Origin of the sequence: Chryseobacterium pennae (assembly GCF_003385515.1) — a bacterium.
GTDB lineage: Bacteria > Bacteroidota > Bacteroidia > Flavobacteriales > Weeksellaceae > Chryseobacterium > Chryseobacterium pennae.
In genome coordinates this window covers 132,404-156,788 of record NZ_QNVT01000011.1, presented here as the reverse complement: position 1 = coordinate 156,788, position 24,385 = coordinate 132,404, and the positions used below count along the sequence as shown (strand labels likewise).

The window sequence follows — 24,385 nt, the reverse complement described above, 5'->3', positions numbered from 1 at the left end:
CTTACGATTTTTTCTGTTGAGCATTTTTCTTTTGTGCCACGACAGGCGTTCCCGGCTGCAGTCTGTCGAAACCGGAAACGATGTACTGATCTCCAGCTTTCAGGCCTTTGGAAACGATGAAATGATCACCCGTTTTTCCATTCACTTCTACCGGAAGCATTTCTGCTTTTCCATTTTTGATCGTGAAGACAAAAACTTTATCCTGAATCGTTCTGGTAGAAGCGATCGGAAGTAATACAACATTGCTGTAAAACTGATCTAATAAGATCTTCCCGGTATTTCCGCTTCTCAAAAGATGATTCGGATTATTGAATTTTGCTCTTAAGGTAATAGAACCCGTAGTTTTGTTAAACTGCCCTTCAACGGCATCTATCCTTCCTGTTTCAGCGTACTTTTCACCCCCGGAAAGCAATAGAGATACTGCCGGAGTATTTTTAATAACCTCCTCAATGCTGCTTCCCACATATTGTTTCTGGAAATTATTAAAGTCATTTTCACTCAAACTGAAATACGTATATACCTGATGAATATCGGACAAAAGGGTAATGGGCTCCTGATTACCAGGGGTCATCAAACTTCCCAAACGATAGTTGAATCTTCCGATAAATCCACTTACCGGAGCTTTAATTGTAGAAAAATTAAGATTGATCTTTGCAGATTCAATAGAAGATGTTGTTTGGCTTACCGCTCCTCTTGCCGCATTATAAGCTGCTTCTGCTTCTTTCACCTGGATTTCGGAAACCATTTTATTTTTGAAAAGTTCCTTTTTCCTGTCCAGATCAATTTTAGAACTGGAAAGATTTGCCTGTGCCGTAATCAGTGCTGCCTGTGCACTTTTTATCTGCTCAGCGAATATCTTATCTTCAATTTTGAACAATGGCTGGCCGGCTCTTACATAATCTCCTTCATCTACAAAAATTTTACTTAGGTATCCTGTTACCTGAGGCCTGATCTCTACATTGGAAACCCCTTCAACTGCTGCTGCATATTCTCTGGAGACAGAAGCATCTCCTTGTTTTACTATTTCTACAGGAAGTTCTGGTGCCTGTTGCTGATAAGCTTGGTTTTGGTTACTTTTCTTACATCCCGTCAAAGCGATGAGCGCAAGAAAAAGCAGTGTCGATTTTTGAACAAAAAATCTTTGCATAACTATAGTCATTTAAATTTTCGCCACAAAATTCGAACGAAAAAAATTCAATAGATTTATTCAAAAAACTCCTTGTTTTGTCAAAAAGACTCCTTATTTTAAAAAACATGAGATATATCATTCATAGACAAATTAAATAATATATTTCTAAAATTTAAATCAAAAATAGACCTTATTTTATCAAAAAGACACCTAAAATACAACTAATTGATTATCAATACAAATCATCTTTCCTGTATTCTAATGGAGCTCTCCCAGTGTGCTTTTTGAAAAATTTACTGAAAGACGCCTGATCTGAGAACCTAAGCTTTGCAGCCACTTCATTCACGTTAAGATTTGGGTTCTTGAGCAATAACCTTGCTTCTACCGCCAATACCTGATGAATAATATCCCGTGGCGTTTTGAACATGGTTTTATTGATAACTTTGGTAAGATACTTCCGACTGATAAACAACTTGTCTGCATAGAACTGAACATTATGTTCCTCTTTGAAATGCTCCTGAACAAGTTTAAAAAAACTGGTAGTAAGTTCATCTTCACGAGGAGTCACCGAATGTGGTTTTTCGATTTTTTTGAAATAATTATCAATCTCATAAATAACCAGCGAGAAGTGATGCCAGATCATTTCATTAAAATAATAATTATCTTTCTCTTTGTTATTCAACATCTTTAATTCATCAAAATAGAACTGTAACCTTTTGTAAAGCTCCGGTTCATTCCTTACGATATGGGTAGGATCTGACGACAAACTCTTCAGTACATTATTGGATTTATAGTTAAAACCAGCCTCAGAAATAAAATCCAACGAAAAGAAAATATATTTAGCATTATAATCAATAGCAATATTATCTACCCAGAAAGTCTCAGCCATAGGACAAAAAACAATATCTCCTTTATAGACCATGTAATTTTTATCATCCAGTCTAAAACCAACACTTCCTTCCTGCACAAGAAAAATACAGAAATAATCTGAACGGTATGGGATATTAGGCTTTATGATATAATTCGCCCGGTCAATTTCCATCACCACAAACTCTTTGACTCTGAGATCAAATTCTACCTGCTGTAATAATTCATCAAAAGCCAATTGTGAAACAAAATCAGGTTTCTGGAGAAGTTCTTTATGGGATTTTTTAGCCATAGGAAATGGGTTATGAGGTACGAAGGTAGTGAAAAGAGGGAAAAAAGCAAAGAGCACAAGAATGCTGGAAAAACAAGAAAGCCAGCAGGTAAATCCCATCTTTAGCCTATTTGATACACCCAGCCTTCCCCATATTATATTTCCACAATTAGTTCTTTCTCATAACCATTGTACTTTTCATCAATATAACCATGAGGGTTACAAATCACTTCTGTTTTCCCAATACTATATCTGCAGGGTGTGTGAATATGACCATGAATCCAGTATAATGGCTGATATTCAAGAATTACATCTTCCAGGCTGGAAGCATAAGCTGAAGTTAATGGATCTTCTTTATAATGTTCCGGTACAGACTGAATACTGGGAGCATGGTGAGTAACAACAATATTTTTAAGCTCTTTTGAAACTTCAAGATTCTCCCGCAGCCATACTTTTGAAAGCTGATGAATTTTGAAAGTGTCTATGGTTCTCATTTTTGAATAAGATGGATCGCGTCTGATTTTTTTATAATCATTCATCTTCGGCTGACAGATCATTCCATATTTCACAGGGTTTCCAAAGATGGAAAAATCGGTCCATAAGGTAGTTCCATGAAAACGGACACCTTCAATATCCACAAAAGAATTTTCGAGTACAAAAACATTGGAACCTTCTGCTTCATCTTTTATTTTATGAAGAGTCTTCGGATATGAGCCTTTATAATATTCATGGTTTCCCAGAATATAAATCACCGGCTTACCAGGAATTGTTTCTTTAATCCATTCAATTCCTTTAGTTCCCAAATTAACATCACCAGCCAAAACAATAACATCTGCATTGTCAAAACATAATTCAGTTCGTCCAAATTCCTGATGAAGATCACTAATGATTTGTATTCTCATCCTACAAAAGTAATAAAGAAGGATGAACTCACGAAAAAATAAAAAAAGGAACCAATGCCTAAACACCGATTCCTTACTCATATAGTTTGTGTAATTTTAAGGCCGCTTATGATGAAACAGCCATTTCCGCCTGTTTCACTTTTAAGCTTTTCAATATAAAATAGAATAACATTCCAAGGGCTAAAAGAGCATAGCTAACCAGTACAATCAAATTCAGGCTTCCAACCGCAAATTCTGAAGGAAAAACCTGACTCATTAAAGTCATGAACGACAGCCCGATCCCAGCTCCCAGGAAGTAACTTGTAGAACTCAAACTTGATGCCAATCCGTAGTTGGAAGGCTCAACATCCTGAATTCCCATCACAGAAAGTGCTGTAAAACAGAACGTCATTCCTATTCCTGAAATACACGCAGCTCCTAATAGAACCATCGCTAACGGATGCCCTGCATACACTGAAATTAACAACAGCAATCCACCAGCCAGCATAAAACCCCAACCTAATACACCCATTTGAGATGAACTCAACCGTTTGGAAACATGAGGCAGTACAAACTTAGCTGTTAAAGCCGATAGAACACTAAACGGAACCAACATTAATCCTGCTGAAGCTGCACTATAGCTCATATCTTTCTGAAGCATTAATGAAATCAGGAATAAAAACCCGATGAAAAATGCTCCCAGCATGAAGAAAGCTGCATTGGAAACAACCAATGAACCATGTCTGAATAATTTCAGATCAAATAAGGGCTCTGCAACAGTTCTCAATCTGAAGAATACCATCACTAAAAGCAATACTGCAACTATTAATGAACCTATTACAAGAAAAGGCTGTTCTTTAATATGAATCAATTCATGGGTTCCGTATGTTAAACTCAAAAGCCCTACAACCATTAAAATCCCGGAAATAAGATCTGTTTTTTGTGCGGTTTCATTTTTCTCATCTGTTGGTAAATAATAATAGGATAAGATTAACGTAATTAAAAGAATTGGAACATTAATAAGGAAAACCCAATGCCAGCTCAGATAGGTACTGATAATCCCACCCACGGAAAGACCACTTCCTGAACCAATTGCAGCAAAAGAACTGAAAATTCCAATCGCACGATTTCTTTCCTGTTCTTCTCTGAAAGTATTAGTTACAATAGACAATGCTGCCGGCATCACAAGCGCCGCTCCCAATCCCTGCAGAGCACGGAATATAGCCAGCACATTGAAGCTTTCTGAAAGACCTGCCCCCAATGAGGTCAGCATAAAAATCAGTGCTCCCAATAAGAATATTTTCTTTCTTCCAATCTGATCGGAAAGTTTCCCTCCAATAATCAGAAAGCCACCAAAAAACAATACATACAGAGTCTGCAACCACTGAACGGTTCCCGCACTGATGTTAAACTGTTCCTGAATAGAAGGAATGGTTAAATTAATAATTGCAATATCCAAAGCCTCCACAAAAGTTCCCACCGATGCTAAAATTAATATTAAATTTTTCCTTGTATCCATATATTCAAATTTCCTGCAAAATTAAAATTAACAGAACGTAATTAAAAATTTTACATTAAATTTGGAACAATAAAACTAAATAAACATAATAAAAAGAACAAAACAACTGAAACAAAGAAATTAACCCTATAAAACAGAACAAATGCCAACAGAAAATTATACTCCCGATGAAAAAGACCTTTCGATTCTGCGAATTCTCCAGAAAGATGCGAAGATGAGCATCCGTGATATTTCCGCCAGGATCAATCTCAGCCCCACTCCTACTCATGAGCGTATTAAACGTATGGAAAAACTAGGGATCATCAAGGAATATACGACCGTAGTAGACCGTAAAAAAGTGAATAAAGGAATGATGGTTATCTGTATGATTGCCCTGAATCTCCACAATAAAAAAACGGCTGGGAAATTCATTGAAGAAGTCGGTAAACTTAAAGAAGTGGTCGAGTTTTACAACATCAGTGGGGATTTTGATTTTATGCTAAAAATTCTGGCACCGAATATGGATGAGTTTCATGAGTTTTTTATTAATAAACTATCGGAAATTGAGGGAATCGGACAGACGAAAAGTATATTTGTGATGAGCAGCATTAAAGAAAGTGCTCAGATTTTATAAGATATTCCCAAAAAGTCATAAGATGAATTCTCATTAAAATTATTTTCAATTTCATAGGTAAAATACACTTCCACCAGCACAGCCAACCGATAAAACACTGATATTCAAATGTTTTAAAAATACACAAAACTTATTATTCTTCAATAATTAATGTCCCTATGAACCAAGTAGGTATTGGATCATTGTTTATTTTTCACTACTTTAGTAGTTTAAATTTATCTGCATGGATAGATTTATTAAGCAACAAAAAGATGATGAACATTAAATTTATTAATTCAGGCTACTGCAATAAGTGGTCCGGTATACCATTACCGATCAATCTATATAATAGGTATCCGTACAGTTTTACAACAACTAAAACTGAAATGACAGACTTCTGAAAAATACAACAATGAAACTTTCAGAAAAAAGTATTGAGACTGAAATTGTGAAATAATTTCATCATTAGACAAATGAGTATAAAATCACAGAATTCATGAACAGCATAAGTGATACCCCTTTCAAAAGTCACAGAATGTATTTATATATTTTTATTGCAATCTCCTTGTGTAGCTGCAGTAAAAAGATCAATATTCCTGAAATAGACAACGCACTGCTACAAAAAAATGAAAAATTAAGACTTGAAGGAAAAGACAGGGAACTTATCATTCTGAATACTGAAATCATCAGACAATCAAAAGAAGGCGGCTACCCAAAAGGAGAAGCTTTAGCCTATATTAACCTGGCCAATACTTATGGGATGATGGGAAGTTACAAAACCAGCCATGAATACCTGAAGTCTGCGAACAACATTATCACCCGTCTTCATGACAATTTTCTTTACGCTAAACTCTACCACGAATATGGCCAGATCAATTATGTTACAGGATTAGTAAATACAGCCTTAAGCTATAATGCAAAAGCTATTTATTATGGTAAAAAACTGAACGAAAAAAGCTGGCTGCTGGGAAATATGTATGAGCAAAGAGCCGATTTTATTGCTGCCATGGATAAAGATTCAGCATTGATCTATCGCCACAAAGGTTTCAACATAGATCCTTCTGCTCTTAATGCTTCCCTGATTGGTTATCATCATTTACAGCAAACCAAAAACCTAGATTCAGCCACTATTTATATTGACAAAGGACTATCACTTCTTAAAAGTTCTGAATATGGAACGGTAAGACAAGGCATCATCTATTCTTTTTATGCTGATCTTCTTTCTGAAAAAAAGGAATATGAAAAAGCATTAGATTTTTATAAAAAATCATCAGATATTTTAGTTAAAACAAAAAGAATCAACAAATTACCGAGCCTCTACCGCCAGATCAGCTTTGTTTACCAAAACCTCAACAACAGGAAAATGGAAGAAGCTTACGCTTTGAAAGCGGAGGAATTGGACCAGAAACTGAAAATATCCGGAAATGAAGCCATTGATCTCTCTCTAAGCGAGGTAATTGAACAAAAAAATAAGGATCAAATTAATCTTATCTTTATTTCCATTGGTGTGTTTATTCTCATCGCAGGAACAATTTTATTTTTACTGATCAGAAACAGGAGACATCAGAAAGAGAGTAAAAGTTCTGAAAAATCAAATACGATAGCTTATCCTTCTAAGGAAAGAATTTCAAAAGAAGATTTCACAGAGTTATTGGACCTGGCGAAGGGTAATGATCTTAAATTCATCAAGAGATTTGAGGAGATCAACCCAGGCCTGTTTCAGAATATTTTAAAGATTAACCCACAGCTTACCAAATCAGAGTTGTCTTTGTGTGCAATGATATGGCTCGGCTTTTCCTCAAAAGACATTGCTGATTTCACTTTTATACAACACAGATCTGTACAGACTAAAAAAGGCAGGCTCAGAAAAAAACTTAATATTTCTTCCGAAACGGATCTTTACAGCTTTTTCACGTCCTTATAGTAATGAAAATTTTACTCAACAGGGAGTCTTTATAAAACTTTAAAACATTTCAATTAACAGATATCTGTTCAGATTAAGAAAATCCTGTTCCAGGCAAGTTTAAAACCGGGAGACAGAACCAAGTGATGAAGTTAAAAATAACAATCACATATATTTTGCTCTTTTTAAAAAGCCATTTTTATTATCCCAGTTCCAATATTTAATTTCAGCTCCTTATCCGAACTCAGGCCAATAAGAATCTATAATTCATAAAAATTCCACCCTCTTTTAATAATATTCACTACATAACATATAGTATAAAATTTACACTGTAAGGATATTTTTTATTAAAAACAAACAATACTTAAGTAAGAAAAACGGTCTTTTCAATAAAAAAAACTAAAATTTATTTTACAAAAAACAACACCTACATCTTTATTTACCAAAACTCATTTAACTGAAAATCAACTAATTAAACCATGAGTAGTACCCATAGTGTAGCTGTGTCGTATGCTGTTTTTTGGAAATGTTTACCATTATTGAATATGTTTGTCATGTTAAAAATATAAACCTTTAATTTTTTTAAACACTCCACAAAAAGAATACACATAAATTATTTACAGAATCTTAAGAATAATTATAAAACCCTCCCCTCTGCAACCACTTTAATTTTAATCTAATAAAAAGTATTAAGAACAACACAAATGATAAACACAAATGATGAAAATCCAGAGGGGTGTTTTTTTAATAAACTAAACAAATAATATAAGCTAAAAACACAAACAAAAAAAGAGGCCTATTAACACAACATTCTATGATGAAACAATATCTCATAATACTATAAAAACATTTATAGAAAACTGAGAATATTACAATCTATATTATTTGTTTAACTGAGAGATTACACTTTAAAACTGTAATCTCTTTTTTAAATATACACCTAAAAAAAACAGCAGTATATCTCAATATACCACTGCTTCAATACCCATTATAAACTTATATAAACCGGTTTCCCGGAAAATTATCTTATTTCTTATTGTAAGGTTATTTCCAGTAATTCCAGACTGAACCATCAAATACGGCGAGTGTTTTACTGGTTGTATCATAACATATCATTCCAGGATATGGATTCTTTACATTACTATGAGGAGTTGCAATCTGAGGAAGAATCATTGCTTTATCCGGAGACTCCAATACCAATACTCCGTCTGCAGTACTGGTTGTCGCTCCAATAATAACCCCCTTCCCCAGCTCTGTAGAATTATTTACAACAACGGCGCTTGAGCTTCCTGCATCAGATAAAAGCTTCCATGTATCATTTTCGTAAACCTTTATTTTATTGTCAGTTATATCAAAAACAAATGTTCCATTTACCAGAGATCCGGTTGGAAGACCGGAAGTCGCCGGAAGGATCAATCCTTTTGTATTTCCGGATATATTATTGAAATCCAGGACCGTACTATTTCCGTCTACAGCCTGCTTTCCAATTGCTACCTGTGCAACAGAAAGGTTAAAAACAACAAGGGCAGCTGCTATGCTTATATTTTTTATGTTTTTCATCCTTTTATTAATTTTTAGATTAATCATTACAGCTTCTTACTACACATTTCCATTCTGTACCGTTATACAACTTCACACATTTATCCAGAAGATCGTATACGAGCATCCCCTCTTTTGGATCCGCAATAGCATCTCCTGACTGTGGAGTCTGGCTCACATGCTGAACTCTGGTAATAACGAATCCTTTATCTTTTGCTTCCATTGCAAGAAAACCGTTAGGAATATTTTCCGGCCATTCACTCTTTTTTTGCTGAACGGTAATTCCGAATTTCGTAAACCCATCAGGTGTTCCTGTTGCTCCCGGTTTTGTACAAAAAGCATCCATATCATCAATAATCGCAGGTGCATTACCACAAGTTGATTTATCATCAGACAATCCTTTTGGCCAAAGAGATAGACATGTAGCAGAAGTCGCATTAGGACCACAAAAACTTGCATTCCCCATACCAAGCCCTACCACGTTTCCCATAGCAATAGCAACAATTTGGCTGTCATTACTGATTACAGCTGTGCCACCACCACCACTTACATCAGCTTTCGCAATACAATAAGCTTTACCGGTAGGAATTCCAATATATCTAACAGATGGATATGTTGTAGACTGTTGGGTAAATGTTCCACAAATCTCTACAACACTGTTTGTTCCCATGTCTATGGTAGAGGTTGATCCCGGGAAAGCACCAAAAAAAGTTGGATCTTCCTGAACGACTGATCCAACAAGAGACAGGAATGATTTGGTTCCTAATTTAATTCTTGAATCCTTCTGAGAATTAAATGCTCCAACTGTAACGGTACCTGTAGATTTCACACTTGCACCATCACCAATCTCCAGAACTCCACTAACCTGAATACTATTAGATTGTAACTGACCAGACTGAACAATAAGTGTTGCTCCATATGGAACACTAATATTGGTTACTACATTAAGATTCCCATTAAGACAGTAAGTAGTCCCGCTTATCATTGCCTGCCCGGTATAAGGTGTACACGTCTGGGCGTAGGTTAAACCATAGAAGGCTATCATTAATAAAAAAATCAATTTTTTATTAAAATTGAAAAAAATTAAACTATTCATATATCTTCATCCTAAATTAACAAATTATTCACATTTTAATGACAAATATGTATTTTTTTTACATCACCGAATCCCTACTCAACAATTAACATACCAAACATCATTATTATTTTAAATAATAATAGAATACTGTGAGAAATTTATTCTTATTAAAAATATTTCTTTATAGTGTTTAATTTTGAAATAAAAACAAATTATTAGTAAACAAAGATTTACATAAATCAAAACTACATATATTTAAAAATTCAATATTATCGTATGTATATATTGATTTATGATCTCCAAAAAAGCAAATCCAAAAAAACATAAAACAATATGTATCAATATTGTACGATTTGGAATACTTTCTCAATACATTGATACAGATTCTTCCTACATCCCCTTAAATACTCCAGATTTTTGATGCTCAGACAACGGAAAATGATATAATAAAATTTATCTATTAAAATAGTTATGATTTGTATAAACATAGCCTTTTTTTCACCTCCTAATATGCGGACATTGTCTCTGAAAACTATAGTAACACGATTCCTATAGCTATAACTTCCACTAATTTAAAATGCACAGCAACTGCGTTCTCTATATTTAAAAAATCCAGAGGGGGAGCGTGAATATTTCTGAACCTTCTCATTCCAATAAGAAGTATAGACAATACATATAGCCTCTCTATAAAATTTGTATTAAAAAGCTTAAATTTGCACCATGAATAACGATACTATTTGTGCACTGGCTACAGCCAATGGAATAGGTGCTTTAGGCATTATCAGAGTTTCCGGAAATGATGTTTTACCCATTGTTCAGAAAAGTTTTCCTGCAAAAAAACTGGAGAAACAGAAATCTCATACCATCCATTACGGTTATTTTATGGATGGTGAAGAAGCTATTGATGAAATCATGCTATCCATTTTTTTGGCTCCGAAAAGTTTTACTACTGAAAACTCAGTAGAAATTGCTTTCCACGGTTCACCTCATATCGGAAAACGTATTCTCGAAACTTTGATTAAAAACGGCGCAAGAATGGCAAAAGCCGGAGAGTTCACTCTTCGTGCATTTATCAATGGAAGAATTGATCTTTCTCAGGCAGAAGCGATTGCTGATGTGATTGCGTCTGAAAATGAAGCTTCCAGAAAAGTAGCCATTAACCAGCTAAAGGGAGGAATTACTAATGAAATATCGTTATTGAGAACAGATCTTCTGAACTTTGTATCATTGATAGAACTGGAACTGGATTTTGCTGAGGAAGACGTAGAATTCGCAGACAGAACTGCATTAAGCGGTCTATTGGATAAAATTGAATTAAAATTAAATTCCCTTATTGAAAGTTTCCAGTACGGAAATGCAATCAAAAATGGTACTGCCGTTGCTATTATCGGAAAACCCAATGCAGGAAAATCTACCCTACTCAATGCTTTATTGAAGGAAGAGAGAGCTATCGTCAGCAATATTGCAGGAACGACCAGAGATACAATTGAAGAAGTACTTCATATCAAAGGACATGCTTTCCGTCTTATTGATACTGCCGGACTTCGTGACACGGTGGATGAAATTGAAGCAATTGGGGTAAAAAAGGCTAAGGAAAAGGTTGAAAACGCTAACATTCTGGTTTATCTGACAGATGCAGCTACCGAAAGTTTTTCCGAAGATATTGAAATGATACAATCTTTATTGAGGGAAGACTTAAAGCTCATCATTTGTGCTACAAAAATTGATGAAGTCACTCCTACAAAATATGAAGGTGTTGAAGATATTTTCAGAAATGCAATTACCCAAGAATTTGATTTTATAAAGATCTCAGCGGTTGAAAATCAGAATATTCAGGATCTTAAAAATGAATTATCATCATATGTTGAACATTTAAAAACTGAAGAAAGCAATGTTGTGATTACCAACCAGCGTCACTTTGAAGCTTTACGAAAGTCACTGGATGCAGTACATCAGGTAAAAGAAGCTATTACTTTTCGAATTTCTACGGAGCTTTTAGCATATGAATTAAGAAATGCCCTGGAGCACCTTGGAACCATTTCTGGTGAAGTCACAAATGACGAAATACTAGGTAATATCTTCTCGAAATTCTGTATTGGAAAATAACCAAGTTGCTGAAAATCAATAAAATACAAAACAAACTATTAAACAAAGCGCTGTTTTTACAGTGCTTTGTTTATTTAATAGAAGAAAATCAATATTATATTACAAATAGATTAGATTAGATTAGATTAGATTAGATTAGATTAGATTAGATTAGATTAGATTAGATTAGATTAGCCATCCAGTAAAATCCGTTAAACTCCAAATCTGTTATTTTACATCCCACGAAACACTTTGGCAAACCCTAACTCAAAACCCTCTAATTTAACACCCCTCTTCCTCCTTTCTATGGATATCAAAGCCTTCCCATAATGTAACACTTCCCCCAACGCCATGCATTTATCATTCTGCTATTTTTTAAGGAACCAACTGTTTCATTCTTATTCTCACTAACAACCATAACCAATTGAACTCCAAAAGATAATATTCTTAACAGCGCCTTTCCTATATCTCCAAGTGAACCTTTGAGGGCAATTTTCATACTTTTTCAATTTTAATTTGAAGGAATAACTTTTTATTAAAGACAATGACATTCTCAAAATCTTTTGTTATTCAATTTATTTCACAAATCAATACAGAAAAATAAATGATAGATATACTGAAGAGGAAACACCATCTTGTACATAGCCAAAAGTTAGAAACCTTTTATTTACAGCCACAACGTTTTATTATACAGAATTATCAGGTCAATGAAAACATACACAAATAGTAGAATCAATCATTTTCGACAAATTCCCTGATGTAAAAATATTCCTTATTTTATAAAAAAATATACCATTACTCTCTGTTTGACCAATTAAATAATAAGCAAACTACAACTCATGGTGTAGGCAATCAATTCTGATGATGTCTTGGTATTGGTTTTCTTTCTAAGATTACTTTTATGATTCTCTACCGTATGATAAGAAATGAAAAGTTTTTCTGCTATTTCAGGGGTATTGAATCCCTGTGCCATAAGCTTCAGAATTTCTTTTTCCCTTTTGGTAATGGCAGGCTTATCTACCTCTACTTTCTCATGGATATACTGATCAACATGCTTGAAGTACTGTACTTCATCATTCGTAAAATCTATTACGGAAAGCAGCGGCCGATTCTGAATCTGAAAATGAGAAAGATCATAAACCATCACTAACGAGGATTCTACCTCAAAATTCTGATTAACACGTTGCTGTGGTGAATGCAACAATATCCAACGATACTCACCCTCCCTATCAATCATTCTTCCATAATAATTAAACCGGACCCCGGTTTTTCCGGATTTCAAAAAATTCTGACGCATCGTTGCACCAAAAATAAGAGCTCCCATAATATGGATTTTATCTTCCGGATGAAAAAGATTAATAAAAAAATCGGTATCCGAATTAAGCCATTCTTTTTTGCTGTAAGGAGTAAATTTTTCTATGTTATCACTAATAATCTCTGTCCGCATTTTTGTATTGTTAGTGATGAACCAAAAATAAGGACCTATCGCAAAACTTCCTGCAGTCTTAATAGCACCTGTAAAGTAGTCTTCATAGTCTTCAGGTAATTCACCATTTTTTGAAAAATATTCATAAAACTCATCAACTTCTACTGGAAAAATCTTTTTTTTCATAATATGATTAAATAAAACATAAAGAATGATCAAATTTGTTTTTATATTCTCATATTCCAAAACCATACCAAGGAAAATTGATAATAAATAAAATCAACGTAAATCCATAAAAGAATTCAACCAAATAAACACCTGATTCATAAACAATTAAAAGCAGCGATCATATTAGTAAAAGATTATATCTGATTACAAAAGCAATTAAAGCAGAGGATGTCTTAGTTCCTGTTTTTTTCCTGAGATTGCTTTTATGGTTTTCCACTGTAGAATAAGAAATAAAAAGTTTTTTTGCTATTTCCGGAGTTGTAAAGCCTTGTGATATCAGTCTCAAAATCTCTTTTTCACGTTTGGTAATATAAGGTACCTCCAGTTCCATTTCATTCTTTTCAATACTGTTATTCTTCCCTTTGTAGTACTGGGTTTCTTTAATATCAGGAGTAATGATTGATATCAGGGGTAATTGTTCAAACTTAAAGTTCTGAAGATCAAAAATAACATTCAATGTGCTATCAATCTGATCATATTGGTTAATGCAAAGCTGTGGACTTTGAAGCAATATCCATCGATAATCATTATCCTTGTTAAGCATCCTGCCATAAATGTTTACTGTAGTGGCATTTCGGGTATCTTCATCAATCCCAAAATACTTATCAACTGCAAATTCAAATGCAGCCAATAAAAAACTTCGATCTTCCGGATGAAATAAATTTATGAAGAAATCAAATTCAGAAGAAATCCAATCACTTTTTGGAAAGGGTGTGAAGTCACCAATATTATCACTCACCAATTGGGTTTTCTGCTCCCTGTTACTTATGATGATCCAAAAAAAGGGAGATATAGCAAAACGGCGGATATTTTCTATAGTATTAGAATACAAACCAAGGTAGTCTGTATTTTCAGTAGAATTTGTCTTTAATTTGAGAAATTTGTTAGAAGTTATCGTATTTAACTTATCCATAAAGTGGGCTTGTGTTTTTTGCAATAATAACTAAAGTAATAGAACATTATTACTCCACTGAATGAAAATGATGGATATCCACTATATTCATATAAATCCCTTACAATAAGCTTTATTCATCATATATCAACAAGGTAATTGATTGAAAAACGAAGTTTTCAAAGAGTTAAAATAATGGATATCTACTATATGTATTCACCCTGGTCCTAATTAACTTTGCCACCATCAACATCGCATAGATGATTTGAAAAGTAATCAACATCAAAAAAACACATATCAATCCAAGATGAAAAAAAACAGTAATTCAAACAGGAGCCATATCATTCAGAAGCTATAACCCTAAAGATTGATTTAGCATACGAACAAACATTATAACCCATTCAAGTTATTATAGACAATCAAATTTTTTATCCCCCAAAAAAACACAATAGATAATAGATTATCTGCTCTTAAAGACATAATCATAAACTGGTCTGTGATATACTAAATGGGTTATTATTTCAAATATCCCATCTCTTCGCTGAACTTAAACTCATTCATTAATAATGGATTTCAAAAACATACATATAGGACAGATGATAAAGGAAAGGGTATCAGAATCTGATATTGACATTCTCCGTATCTGTAAATTCTTTACTACTTCAGAACATGAGATTGAGAAAATGTATTCTTTCAAAAGCATTGACTCAGAAGTATTATTGAGGTGGTGCAAACTCCTGGATTATGATTTCTTTAGAATCTATTCCCAGCACCTTATTTTATATTCTCCGATGATACCCAGCCAATATTCCAGGGAATCTGCATTACCAAGATTTAAAAAAAACATTTATACAAAAGAAATAATATGTTTCATCATCAACATGATAGAAGTAGGGGAAAAAACCAAGACTCAGGTTATTGAAGAGTACAGGATACCCAAAACTACTTTACACAGGTGGATCAGTAAATATAAGCCCTGATTTTTTAAGCTTCAATATAGTAACGAAAAACACAAAGACATCATGATCAATACAGAACCCAATTATATCAAAATATTTTCAGACATCATTTCAAAGAAGTTTCCTCAAAAATTATCCCATTGTCAACATTTCTTACAAAAGGAAAGATTATCCTCATTGGATATCATTACCCTCAACAGTATTTTATTTTCCGAATCGGATACGAATAATGATCACAAATCCTATGATAAGGAAAGTATTGCAGAAATATTAAACTATCAAAAAAAGACCAAAATGAACAACTCTGAGGTCGCCTCAATTTTTAAAATAAGTAGAAATACCTTGGCAATATGGAAGAAAACAATGGTAAAGAAATAGCCATAAAATATTACAATTATTGACAAAAATAACGGACTCCTATAATTTTCTACAATGAATAATAAAAACCACTACTTCCATGATGAAAATCAAAACATCCAAATATCAGAAGGTGAACTTCCAGGAAAAACAATGGATGAATTATATGATTTTTTAGGAAATTATGAAATGCAAAAGATACACCCGAATGAATGTATTTTTATTATTAAAAAATATTTTTGGGGAATAGTGAGTCTAAAACTACATCTCTACCTTAGTGAAGGTGTCGTACTCAGCTATTGCATCAAGTATTGACACCCTTACCTGAAATAGAGAAAATTTTATATTGTTATTTGTTAAGCAAAAAAATATCCGGAATAATTCCGGATATTTTCATGAGGACTCAAGGATTGATATTCCTTCCCGTAATACTTAATGCAGATATGCAATAGGGAGCTATCTACTCTTACATTAGATAATTAAGCTCTTGGATGGAGCCAGCCATACAGTATTCACATCATATCCAGAGGAAATAGTGGATGTAATCATTAAGGCATCCAAATAATCTAACAAGACAGTCATCACTACTTCGAATATCGCTAACAGTAGTACCCGATATTAAAATCGGGCATTTTTCTGTAAAATTTAGCTGATACATTTAAGTATATCATCTTTTTTATTGACAAACCGGTAAATCTCGTTCATCCTATTCTTCTGATCCTGTCATTGTTTTCCTATCAGATTATTATTTGAATCGATAGCCAATACTCAGTCCGAATTTTGCAACCACATTATGATCTGTTTTGCCTGCATTGAACAAAAGTTTTCCGTACCCTGCGTTGGCTTCAAAAACAAATCCTTTTTTTGTAACCAGCTTCCAGCCAAGACCAGCACCAAGCGCAACATCATAAACATCTTTATTTTCAGTGAATGTCAGATGGTCTGCTGAGTATATTTTTTTCCCATCAATGGAAGTAAACATTCCAAATCCTTCAACAAAAAAACCGGAAGCGTATTTTTTTCCAAAATAATATCTGTAATATGGGGAGATGTTGTAATTCATATCCTTTTCTTTTGTATGATCATAAACAATAAACGAAGAAATCCCCAGTGATGAATTTTTGTTTAAATGTCGTTCATAACCTACTTCAACGGCACCCGATAACGGAGAAATTAGATTCAGTTTAATTTCATTGTTTTTCTGATAAGGATCTACATCAGTTTCACTTTGAGCATAGACAGAATAAAAAGCAAACAAAATGATGAGTAGTGAAAAGTTTTTTTTCATAAAAATTTAATTTGAATTATTTAAATGCAAACTTCAAATAATTCAAATTACAACAGGTTTCAAAAGCTTAAAAATGTATAAAATGGTACTTATTTGCTGGTATTCTTATATTCATTTGGGGTCTGACCAGTCACTTTTTTAAAGGCTTTATAGAAAGTCGTTTTTGAAGTAAACCCAGCCTCCAGCCCCATGGTCAACAAAGTATAGTTTTCATATTCCGAATCTGATATCATCTGCTTGACGGCCTCCACCCGATATTGATTGATGTAATGAGCGAAGTTGTCCCCAGTTATTGTGTTGACAATTTGTGAAACATATCCTGCACTTATACCTAATTTTTCAGCTACTTTTTCCCTGTTTAATGTACTGTCGGTATAAATGTGCTGATCTTTGCAAAGAAGTTCCAGTTTTTGGAAATAAAGATTATCCGCCGTGATAGATTCCTTATATTCCTGTGGGATACTTGTGCTATTTTGTACAATTTGCAAATCAGTAGACAGAATAACTGAATCTTGATTTAAAAAATTGTGGACAGCATCCCTGTTTTTAGCAAGCTTATATTTGTAAATGCCTACATAAGCTGTCCAATGAATGATGAATGTTGCAAATAAAGCCAAGGCACTCATCGTAGAAGAAATGTCATAGTCAAAAAGTAAGCCGGCCAGAGCCGTAATAAGCCAGACTAATAGCACTGAAGATACCATTGTTAATAAGGCAAGTATCCATTTTTTTTCCTGCGAATCTTTTAAATGTCTTATCATGAAATAACAATAAACCGGCAGGAATGGGATAAAGGTAACAGCTAAAAAAAGTTGAATCAAACCAAGTATCTGGATGATAGTGTTGCCTGATTCAGAAAAAGTATAAATTCCTGCAACATGGTCAAGATCGTTTATAATATTAAGGACAGCGGAATAAGCAAATGGAATAAAACACAGATAATTTCTTTGTTTGCTTTTTCCAGTATGATCAATCCTGTTCATAATAAACAGAAACATGAAAGCCGGTATCAGAAATACCCACTCTATGTTGTCCAGAATACGTAGAAGAGGATAGGAGATTAATACCTTTTGGATATCAAAAACATGATTCAGTAATTTAATGGAAATTGTAAATAGTAAGTAAGCTAAATATTTATTTGAATTGCTGTTGAATAAGGAAGATTTTAAAATAACGAAACCTAAAACTATTCCCTGGAAGATAGCAATATTTAAAAGTGTTGTATAAATCAATTTTTTATAAAAGTTGTTTTAAAAATTTGTTTTTGAATACCATGACAATTCTTACAAAGATAAGCTTTATAAGAATCTTCCCATTCAATAATAAAACTTTCCAACTCTTTCAAATTAAAATGAACCAGTTTATTGCTCTTTTAAAATTTATTCTGAAAAGAATGGTGAAGATATTTATAAAAACAATGCAATTCTCCAATTGATTTGTCTATTCGACCCTAAAAATCCGTTTCTTTTTCTTTACTACGGAAGTCATCAATTGTTTGGGTAAATCAGGTCATTGAGTCAGAGATGAGGCACTAAAAAAGTAAGTCAGACCACCTCATAATATTACCTGAGAAAGCTTTTTATGAAATATTAGATTGGTTTTTTAATTCTTATACAGCAACAATTCAAAAAAAACATTTTATAAATGCAATGCAAATGTACGATAAAATGAATGTCCAATAATTAATTTAATAAATTGATTATCAAAAACATATTCGTAAATTAGAGCTATAAACTGAATTGTTTGCCTGTGCGGATGATTTTTAAAATTTAATCCTATGCAAACATCATTTCCTATACCCCACCCCCATTCTCAACCTTCAGACCTCAAATCAGATCAACAGGTAAGAATTGCCTATTTTATAATGATACATCATAAACCTGATGTATTTAAAGAAATGTTTCAGAAGATTTACACGAAAGATCAGTTTTATCTTATTCATATTGACCGGAAAGCCAAAGCAGAATTAACCGAAGAAATACAATTATATCTAGTGCATTTTCCTAATGTCTATATTTTGGAAAGTATGAACATAGTATCCGGAGGGTTCAGTATGATCCAGGCTGAACTTAATGCAATGGAATATCTTTTGAATGCAAACCAGCATTGGGATTATTTTATCAATTTAAGTGGTGAAGATTATCCTCTCAAGTCACAAAATACCATACGTAATTTTCTTACGATCAATAATGGAAAAAACTATCTTTTTTATTATGACCAGAAATTTTACAGACCGGATACACTTCAAAGGATACAAAATCATTTTACAGAGCTGACCCATAAAATCTCATCATTAATTTATAAAAGAGAATTTATGAAAGGAGTTACACCTTATATCGGTGGGAAATGGTTTATTCTTACAAGAGAAACATGTGTCTTTCTGACCAATAATAAGAGGGTGATGGATTTTGAAGATTATTACCTTCATACTCTTTTACCAGCTGAATCATTTTTCCAGACTGTTCTTCTCAATACAGTTTTTAATGATATCATTGTGAATGATGATAAAAGAGCTGTTATTGAAAGTCCCTTTTTTAATAAGGAGCAATACGCTGATAATTTTATTGAAATTTTAAAATCTTCTAATCATCTTTTCATCAGACAAGTAAATGATAAAACAAATAAAAATATTCTAAAATATATAAATGACAATTATCTCCTTCCTCTACGGGAAGTTGACGAGATTGAAAGAGAACTCAGAAGAAATAACCGTCAAAATAATTGATAATACCACATAGTTATACACCTCATCAGTTCCCAAAATTCACAAAATGAGGCACCTCTGTAGCAAAACTGTTCATTGGCAGAAGGTTGTTTCGGTTACTGTTAAAATCAAAAACCGAATTATTATCAAAAGGAACACGCGGATAATAGGTGAAAGAAATCTGAATCCTGTTGAATACCAAAAACGGATTATTAATTAAAACCCCCACTCCTATTTTGGTGTTCGCTTTGGTTTTCAGGAGTTTATCATCAGGCATACCCAGCCACCCTACTGCCATTGTCAAATAGGGACTGAAATGAAAATTCTTCCATGTTTTGTTGATAAACATTTGAAGCTGATACCTTAAAACCATTTTTTTAGTTCCGATATAATCTGAATTGTAAACAGGAAACTCATCGGATGAAGAAAGGGTAATCCTGTCTTTGTAAGAATAATTATGCTGTGGATTTCCTAATGCGACAGTTGGTGAAAAGAAATGCCTTACTTTAGCAAACTTCCAATCCATAAGGTTCGTAAAATAAGTTCCATCCACCCGGAAGGACTCGCGGTTTTGGCTGTCTTCATTAAAAAATCTTCCAAACTGGGTTTTAAGAGTAAAATATCCCAATTTTGTAAAGCTTCCATAAGATGCTGAAATTCCTACGTAAGGATTCATTTCTTTGTTTCTTGACAAGCCACCTGCAATTACACTTACAGAGTTTCCATAAGCGATATCCTCCGGCAGATCATACTGGAAAATATTCTTCTGAACGGAGAATCTTCTGTTGATAAGCCCCACAGACATCAGAAAGCTGTTGTAAGAGCTGAAATATTTATACTGATCAATCCCGGGACTATCTTTATACTGGTAATTCTGGAAGCGTCCTATAACAGCAATATTACTGGCAACTTTTTCGCTGGCATCAGATGAAACCGGTATCTGATAACCTCCCCATACATCCTGACTATAGACTTTGATCTGAACTTCCGGATAAGCAGTATCTGTTTCTATCGGAAGCAAAACATTCCTCATAAAATACTCAAAAGTAAAACCACCTGCCCATTTCGTTAAAGGGGAAAAGAAATCTCTTCTGACATTGAAATTGATTCTTTCATTTCTAAAAAAATCCCGCTCTCCAAGAATTTGAGCATTGATATAAGAACCAAAAAGATTATAAGCTGTATAGCTTCCTAAAACATAATCCTGCTTTTCTTTGGAGTCATTCCTGTAAAGGAAATCAAAGGTATGCCCTAAGCCCAATACATTTTCTTCGGTTACTCCCAAACCAATCTTACTCCCCGAATAACTGACTCTTGGCTTTAAACTCCAGGAATCAAGTACTTTGACAACAACATCAATAGAATCTTTACCGGAAGTATCATCGGAAACGCTGATATTTACCCTATTGATAAAAGGCATTGTCCTCAGCAAACGTTCGGATTCATAAAGTTTCTGGGCATTATATTCTTCTCCTTCCTTAAAAAGTAAATAGTTATTGACAGTAGAAATTCTTGTCGTGGAATGAAGATGATCTGCCAGCCAATCATACCATTTCAGTTTTTCCTTCTCATCCTGGGAACCATATCCAAAAGGGTCAATGGTTTCTACTCTGATATTTCTGATATACCTTTTATTATAAGCCTCCTGGGGAAGTTTTTCAATTCTGGATTTCACAGAGGTAGAATCTGCCTCCCTACGGAATATGAAACGATGAAGAAATTTAGTGACTTTTCTTTTATCTGAAAACTCTTCTATTTTATAATAAAGCGAATCTTTTTTCTCCTGTGCATTTAAAAAGAAAAAACCACTTAAAAAGAAAATTAAAGTTACAATCGTTCTAGTCATTAGTCATCAAATTCAATACAGTTTGTAGCGTTAATTTACAGGTCAACAGACCGTAAATACGGGATAATATCTTTAAAGGTACTACTTTTTAAACGAAAAGTCAAACTATAATCTACAGTAATAAATGATCAAAATAATTTAGCAAATCAAAAGCAGGCGATATTCACCCTCATTTTCAACAGGAGCTCTATGTACACAGGGTAAAACTTTTTGTTTCGGATGATCTACTGCCAATCGCCAAAGATGTCCCAATCCCAGATTGGTAGGCTCTGCATTGGGTTTAGCCTGATAATGCAGATCGAAGAAACAGTCTTTCAGAAAGTCTTCAAACCCCTCCTCAGAACCATCATGTAATTCCTTAAGCTTTTTCCGTATCTCAGGATCCTGTATTTTTTGTATGGCCTGTTCATTGGGTAAAATATCACTTGCAGCACCATAATAAGTGCATAAAAAAGTATCTGTTCCAATGGGGGAACGATCTACATGATATGAATATACATCCGTTGATATAAAATCAAATTCTTCGTCCCGCTCATAATTTTTAAGCAAATTAAGAGAAGGTAAAGCCCCGAAATCAGTTAATAACTGTAAATCATTAAGGACAATTTCCCTGGCAACATTTCCCTTTTCTGAAAGTTGTAACGTCAAAAGATCTTCGGCAGAAACCTCAGTAATATTCTCTTTTAACTGAAGCTTAGAAACAATTTCTTTAAAATCTCCGCCTAAATTTCTGTACCAGCATATGGCATTGACAGTTCCCTGAAAATTGGTATTGACTAGTTCGGAGAAAGTAGAAACTATTCCTATTTGATTGTTTTCAGAAAATGGATCGTTCATATTTTGGGATAAACAGTTTTGCAGTTTATGCTTTGCAAAAATAAGGAATAGCTTTTATTATGAGTCCTGTTTCCCATAAACTCTTAAAAACACTTTATAAAAAATGTTTCGGTTTTTTTCCCTGTGCCGCATTTTCTACGATCTCATCAATACGTTTCTTCCGGGTTTCCGGCCGCTTGGCAAGAACAATCCACTGAAGCATCATCTTTTTCATAGATTTACTTAAACTTTGGAAATATTCTTCAGAACCTGTGTAGGTTTTAAAAGCTTTACTTAAGTCTTCCGGTACCATCAGATCTTCCACTGTATCAAGGATTGTCCAGGAGTTATTTTCCTTTGCAATTCTTATACTCTCATAGCCAGCTTCCGTCATCAGCTGATCATCAATTAACTTCTGTACTTTTTCTTTATTAATTCTGGACCATGTACTATTCTTTTTCCGTTTGCTGAACAGTTGCTTGAATGACCCTTCATCAATGGTTTTTCTCGTACTGTCTATCCAACCGAAGCAAAGTGCCTCTTCCACCAGTTCACTCCAACCCACGACAGGTAATCCTGACTTCCTGGTATTGCAAATAACCCAGACTGATGGCCGGGACTGATGAAATTCGGCCAGCCACTGTCGCCAATCTTCTCTTGTACTGATGTGGATATCCTGTCTTTTGTCGGGTTCTTTCATCCTTATTTTTTTGAAATTAAAACTGTATTGTTATACACGAAAATACATAATATCTGGCAGTTAAACCTATTGATCAAAGTCTGATATTAAAGGATAATATCATTTTACGCTTTTCCGTAAAACAGAGAATAAAAAGAAACGTAAATTTGGTCCCTGAAGTTCAAACTTTGACTTCGCTTCCAGTAGTTCCGAAAGTAGCAGATCCGGAAACATGATAATTTCAAGACCAAATAAGAGTAAACGTGTATTATAAGGAAAAGAAAAAATATTATTTTAAAATTGATACAGAAAACAGTGAAGGTGTTGAAGTCTTTGTCGGACAAAGTGCAGGCACTCAATTAAATAATGACATTCTGAATGCAAAAGCGGAAGTATTGATCATTTCTCCTTATATAGACGAGGTAAAGCTGGATGATCTTATTATGCTGAAGAACAGGAATATTAATGTGAGATTAGCATTCAGTGATCTCAGACCTGAACAATCCGGAAACATATTGCGAAAACTTATCCATCAGAACCGGGTGACAGATGTAAAGAAAAAAGAAAAAAGGGAAAGTCTGAAAAATTTATTCTTCCTTTCTTCTATTGTATTGTTTTGTCTGGGAATCTTTGCCCTCATCTATTTCGGGATCCATCTTGTTGATGACTTTACCAATTCGAATAATTTCGTTGCGCTTTTGGTCGCGGTTGCTTCCCTGTATGGATTTTTCAGATGCTGGGAAAAGAAAACTAAAGTGGAAAAAATGGAGATCTATACCTATCATTATTCTGAAAATCTGAATTTCAAATACATTCGAAATAATCGTTATGACAATAAGTTTCTGCATTCAAAGATTTATGTGATTGATAGAAAAGTGGCTTATCTCGGATCATTGAACTATACTAAGAGCGGATTTACTTCTAATTTTGAATCCCGGATCAGAATTACACAACGGGAAAAGGTAAATGAGCTTGTTCGCTTTGTGCATGATATTTTTGAAGATAATGTGAACCTGAAAAAACATGAGCTTTTCTATCTTGGAAAAAAAGTATACAGTGAAGATACGTATTAATATTCATCCATAAAAAGCAGTGGTATTGATGAATACCACTTGTAATACTAAAGACCTGTACAAACCGTATTACCGGCATATTTTTATCAATTATTTCCAATAATTCCAGACTGATCCGTCAAATATGGTTAATGATTTGCTGGTAAAATCATAGCAGATCATTCCCGGATATAGCCTTTTAATGTTCGTATGAGGAGTCGTTATCTGGGGAAGAATCATCGCTTTACCAAGGGATTCCAGAATCAATTGCTAC

At 33.8% G+C, this 24,385-nt stretch carries 22 protein-coding genes; 8 read left to right on the top strand and 14 right to left on the bottom strand.

Features of this window, described 5'->3' with window-relative positions; translation table 11 throughout:
• Window position 1 precedes the first annotated feature (1 nt).
• From DRF65_RS13335 to DRF65_RS13320, 4 genes are all read right to left on the bottom strand, one after another.
• Window positions 2–1,147, bottom strand: coding sequence for an efflux RND transporter periplasmic adaptor subunit (locus DRF65_RS13335; protein WP_115971259.1), 1,146 nt, complete (start codon window positions 1,145–1,147; stop codon window positions 2–4).
• A gap of 214 nt (window positions 1,148–1,361) precedes the next feature.
• On the bottom strand, window positions 1,362–2,288 hold the full coding sequence (locus DRF65_RS13330; protein ID WP_165852223.1) for a helix-turn-helix domain-containing protein: 927 nt from the start codon (window positions 2,286–2,288) through the stop codon (window positions 1,362–1,364).
• A 134-nt stretch (window positions 2,289–2,422) separates the two neighbouring features.
• Window positions 2,423–3,169 carry a metallophosphoesterase gene (locus DRF65_RS13325; RefSeq protein ID WP_115971257.1) on the bottom strand — a complete coding sequence of 249 codons (747 nt, stop codon included), beginning with the start codon at window positions 3,167–3,169 and terminating at the stop codon, window positions 2,423–2,425.
• Window positions 3,170–3,275: 106 nt separating this feature from the next.
• Window positions 3,276–4,667 (bottom strand): MFS transporter, encoded by a 1,392-nt coding sequence (locus DRF65_RS13320; RefSeq protein WP_115971256.1) that lies wholly within the window; start codon window positions 4,665–4,667, stop codon window positions 3,276–3,278.
• Between the two features lie 142 nt (window positions 4,668–4,809).
• Here DRF65_RS13320 and DRF65_RS13315 point away from each other — a divergent pair, with 142 nt between their 5' ends.
• Entirely contained in the window at window positions 4,810–5,280 is a 471-nt protein-coding gene (locus tag DRF65_RS13315) for an Lrp/AsnC family transcriptional regulator (protein WP_115971255.1), read from the top strand.
• 514 nt (window positions 5,281–5,794) lie between these two features.
• Window positions 5,795–7,183 (top strand): LuxR C-terminal-related transcriptional regulator, encoded by a 1,389-nt coding sequence (locus tag DRF65_RS13310; RefSeq protein WP_165852222.1) that lies wholly within the window; start codon window positions 5,795–5,797, stop codon window positions 7,181–7,183.
• A gap of 1,023 nt (window positions 7,184–8,206) precedes the next feature.
• Here DRF65_RS13310 and DRF65_RS13305 read toward each other — a convergent pair.
• Together DRF65_RS13305 and DRF65_RS13300 are read right to left on the bottom strand one after the other, a co-directional pair.
• The gene (locus DRF65_RS13305) at window positions 8,207–8,722 is read right to left on the bottom strand and encodes a hypothetical protein (protein WP_228438665.1); all 516 of its coding nucleotides are present in this window, start codon (window positions 8,720–8,722) and stop codon (window positions 8,207–8,209) included.
• A gap of 19 nt (window positions 8,723–8,741) precedes the next feature.
• Window positions 8,742–9,746, bottom strand: coding sequence for a hypothetical protein (locus tag DRF65_RS13300; RefSeq protein ID WP_123947340.1), 1,005 nt, complete (start codon window positions 9,744–9,746; stop codon window positions 8,742–8,744).
• Window positions 9,747–10,499: 753 nt separating this feature from the next.
• Here DRF65_RS13300 and mnmE point away from each other — a divergent pair.
• A complete protein-coding gene (mnmE, locus tag DRF65_RS13295; protein WP_115971251.1) occupies window positions 10,500–11,885 on the top strand; it encodes a tRNA uridine-5-carboxymethylaminomethyl(34) synthesis GTPase MnmE in 1,386 nt (461 codons plus the stop codon).
• Window positions 11,886–12,177: 292 nt separating this feature from the next.
• On the opposite strand, the gene DRF65_RS13290 is transcribed toward mnmE, so the two are convergent.
• From DRF65_RS13290 to DRF65_RS28850, 3 genes are all read right to left on the bottom strand, one after another.
• Window positions 12,178–12,363: a hypothetical protein gene (locus DRF65_RS13290; RefSeq protein ID WP_115971250.1), complete on the bottom strand. Its 186-nt coding sequence runs from the start codon at window positions 12,361–12,363 to the stop codon at window positions 12,178–12,180.
• A gap of 315 nt (window positions 12,364–12,678) precedes the next feature.
• Window positions 12,679–13,476, bottom strand: coding sequence for a LuxR C-terminal-related transcriptional regulator (locus DRF65_RS13285; RefSeq protein WP_115971276.1), 798 nt, complete (start codon window positions 13,474–13,476; stop codon window positions 12,679–12,681).
• A gap of 160 nt (window positions 13,477–13,636) precedes the next feature.
• Window positions 13,637–14,431 carry a LuxR C-terminal-related transcriptional regulator gene (locus DRF65_RS28850; protein ID WP_115971249.1) on the bottom strand — a complete coding sequence of 265 codons (795 nt, stop codon included), beginning with the start codon at window positions 14,429–14,431 and terminating at the stop codon, window positions 13,637–13,639.
• A 545-nt stretch (window positions 14,432–14,976) separates the two neighbouring features.
• Between DRF65_RS28850 and DRF65_RS13275 the strand changes: the two genes are divergently transcribed.
• The 3 genes from DRF65_RS13275 to DRF65_RS13265 are packed head-to-tail and all read left to right on the top strand — an operon-like array spanning window position 14,977 to window position 16,041.
• Entirely contained in the window at window positions 14,977–15,390 is a 414-nt protein-coding gene (locus DRF65_RS13275; RefSeq protein ID WP_115971248.1) for a transposase, read from the top strand.
• Window positions 15,391–15,432: 42 nt separating this feature from the next.
• Window positions 15,433–15,747: a helix-turn-helix domain-containing protein gene (locus tag DRF65_RS13270; RefSeq protein ID WP_115971247.1), complete on the top strand. Its 315-nt coding sequence runs from the start codon at window positions 15,433–15,435 to the stop codon at window positions 15,745–15,747.
• A 54-nt stretch (window positions 15,748–15,801) separates the two neighbouring features.
• Window positions 15,802–16,041 (top strand): hypothetical protein, encoded by a 240-nt coding sequence (locus DRF65_RS13265; protein ID WP_115971246.1) that lies wholly within the window; start codon window positions 15,802–15,804, stop codon window positions 16,039–16,041.
• A 430-nt stretch (window positions 16,042–16,471) separates the two neighbouring features.
• On the opposite strand, the gene DRF65_RS13260 is transcribed toward DRF65_RS13265, so the two are convergent.
• Both DRF65_RS13260 and DRF65_RS13255 read right to left on the bottom strand, forming a co-directional pair.
• Window positions 16,472–17,014, bottom strand: coding sequence for a DUF3575 domain-containing protein (locus DRF65_RS13260; protein WP_115971245.1), 543 nt, complete (start codon window positions 17,012–17,014; stop codon window positions 16,472–16,474).
• An 89-nt stretch (window positions 17,015–17,103) separates the two neighbouring features.
• Window positions 17,104–18,246: a helix-turn-helix domain-containing protein gene (locus DRF65_RS13255; RefSeq protein WP_115971244.1), complete on the bottom strand. Its 1,143-nt coding sequence runs from the start codon at window positions 18,244–18,246 to the stop codon at window positions 17,104–17,106.
• A 545-nt stretch (window positions 18,247–18,791) separates the two neighbouring features.
• On the opposite strand from DRF65_RS13255, the gene DRF65_RS13250 reads away from it, so the two are divergent.
• On the top strand, window positions 18,792–19,739 hold the full coding sequence (locus DRF65_RS13250; protein ID WP_115971243.1) for a beta-1,6-N-acetylglucosaminyltransferase: 948 nt from the start codon (window positions 18,792–18,794) through the stop codon (window positions 19,737–19,739).
• 25 nt (window positions 19,740–19,764) lie between these two features.
• Here the strand turns inward: DRF65_RS13250 and DRF65_RS13245 are convergent, their stop codons facing one another.
• The 3 genes from DRF65_RS13245 to DRF65_RS13235 form a co-directional block, all read right to left on the bottom strand.
• Window positions 19,765–21,564, bottom strand: a complete 1,800-nt coding sequence (locus tag DRF65_RS13245; protein WP_115971242.1) for a hypothetical protein — start codon at window positions 21,562–21,564, stop codon at window positions 19,765–19,767.
• Between the two features lie 138 nt (window positions 21,565–21,702).
• Window positions 21,703–22,401 carry a DUF1826 domain-containing protein gene (locus DRF65_RS13240; RefSeq protein ID WP_115971241.1) on the bottom strand — a complete coding sequence of 233 codons (699 nt, stop codon included), beginning with the start codon at window positions 22,399–22,401 and terminating at the stop codon, window positions 21,703–21,705.
• Window positions 22,402–22,495: 94 nt separating this feature from the next.
• Window positions 22,496–23,080: a YdeI/OmpD-associated family protein gene (locus DRF65_RS13235; protein ID WP_115971240.1), complete on the bottom strand. Its 585-nt coding sequence runs from the start codon at window positions 23,078–23,080 to the stop codon at window positions 22,496–22,498.
• Window positions 23,081–23,322: 242 nt separating this feature from the next.
• On the opposite strand from DRF65_RS13235, the gene DRF65_RS13230 reads away from it, so the two are divergent.
• Entirely contained in the window at window positions 23,323–24,132 is an 810-nt protein-coding gene (locus DRF65_RS13230) for a phospholipase D-like domain-containing protein (RefSeq protein WP_115971239.1), read from the top strand.
• Window positions 24,133–24,385: the final 253 nt, after the last annotated feature.

Bases quoted from the DNA above. Each gene is read 5' to 3' on its own strand.
- DRF65_RS13335 (WP_115971259.1), bottom strand. From the start codon at position 1,147: ATGCAAAGATTTTTTGTTCAAAAATCGACACTGCTTTTTCTTGCGCTC.
- DRF65_RS13330 (WP_165852223.1), bottom strand. From the start codon at position 2,288: ATGGCTAAAAAATCCCATAAAGAACTTCTCCAGAAACCTGATTTTGTT.
- DRF65_RS13325 (WP_115971257.1), bottom strand. From the start codon at position 3,169: ATGAGAATACAAATCATTAGTGATCTTCATCAGGAATTTGGACGAACT.
- DRF65_RS13320 (WP_115971256.1), bottom strand. From the start codon at position 4,667: ATGGATACAAGGAAAAATTTAATATTAATTTTAGCATCGGTGGGAACT.
- DRF65_RS13315 (WP_115971255.1), top strand. From the start codon at position 4,810: ATGCCAACAGAAAATTATACTCCCGATGAAAAAGACCTTTCGATTCTG.
- DRF65_RS13310 (WP_165852222.1), top strand. From the start codon at position 5,795: ATGTATTTATATATTTTTATTGCAATCTCCTTGTGTAGCTGCAGTAAA.
- DRF65_RS13305 (WP_228438665.1), bottom strand. From the start codon at position 8,722: ATGAAAAACATAAAAAATATAAGCATAGCAGCTGCCCTTGTTGTTTTT.
- DRF65_RS13300 (WP_123947340.1), bottom strand. From the start codon at position 9,746: ATGATAGCCTTCTATGGTTTAACCTACGCCCAGACGTGTACACCTTAT.
- mnmE (WP_115971251.1), top strand. From the start codon at position 10,500: ATGAATAACGATACTATTTGTGCACTGGCTACAGCCAATGGAATAGGT.
- DRF65_RS13290 (WP_115971250.1), bottom strand. From the start codon at position 12,363: ATGAAAATTGCCCTCAAAGGTTCACTTGGAGATATAGGAAAGGCGCTG.
- DRF65_RS13285 (WP_115971276.1), bottom strand. From the start codon at position 13,476: ATGAAAAAAAAGATTTTTCCAGTAGAAGTTGATGAGTTTTATGAATAT.
- DRF65_RS28850 (WP_115971249.1), bottom strand. From the start codon at position 14,431: ATGGATAAGTTAAATACGATAACTTCTAACAAATTTCTCAAATTAAAG.
- DRF65_RS13275 (WP_115971248.1), top strand. From the start codon at position 14,977: ATGGATTTCAAAAACATACATATAGGACAGATGATAAAGGAAAGGGTA.
- DRF65_RS13270 (WP_115971247.1), top strand. From the start codon at position 15,433: ATGATCAATACAGAACCCAATTATATCAAAATATTTTCAGACATCATT.
- DRF65_RS13265 (WP_115971246.1), top strand. From the start codon at position 15,802: ATGAATAATAAAAACCACTACTTCCATGATGAAAATCAAAACATCCAA.
- DRF65_RS13260 (WP_115971245.1), bottom strand. From the start codon at position 17,014: ATGAAAAAAAACTTTTCACTACTCATCATTTTGTTTGCTTTTTATTCT.
- DRF65_RS13250 (WP_115971243.1), top strand. From the start codon at position 18,792: ATGCAAACATCATTTCCTATACCCCACCCCCATTCTCAACCTTCAGAC.
- DRF65_RS13245 (WP_115971242.1), bottom strand. From the start codon at position 21,564: ATGACTAGAACGATTGTAACTTTAATTTTCTTTTTAAGTGGTTTTTTC.
- DRF65_RS13240 (WP_115971241.1), bottom strand. From the start codon at position 22,401: ATGAACGATCCATTTTCTGAAAACAATCAAATAGGAATAGTTTCTACT.
- DRF65_RS13235 (WP_115971240.1), bottom strand. From the start codon at position 23,080: ATGAAAGAACCCGACAAAAGACAGGATATCCACATCAGTACAAGAGAA.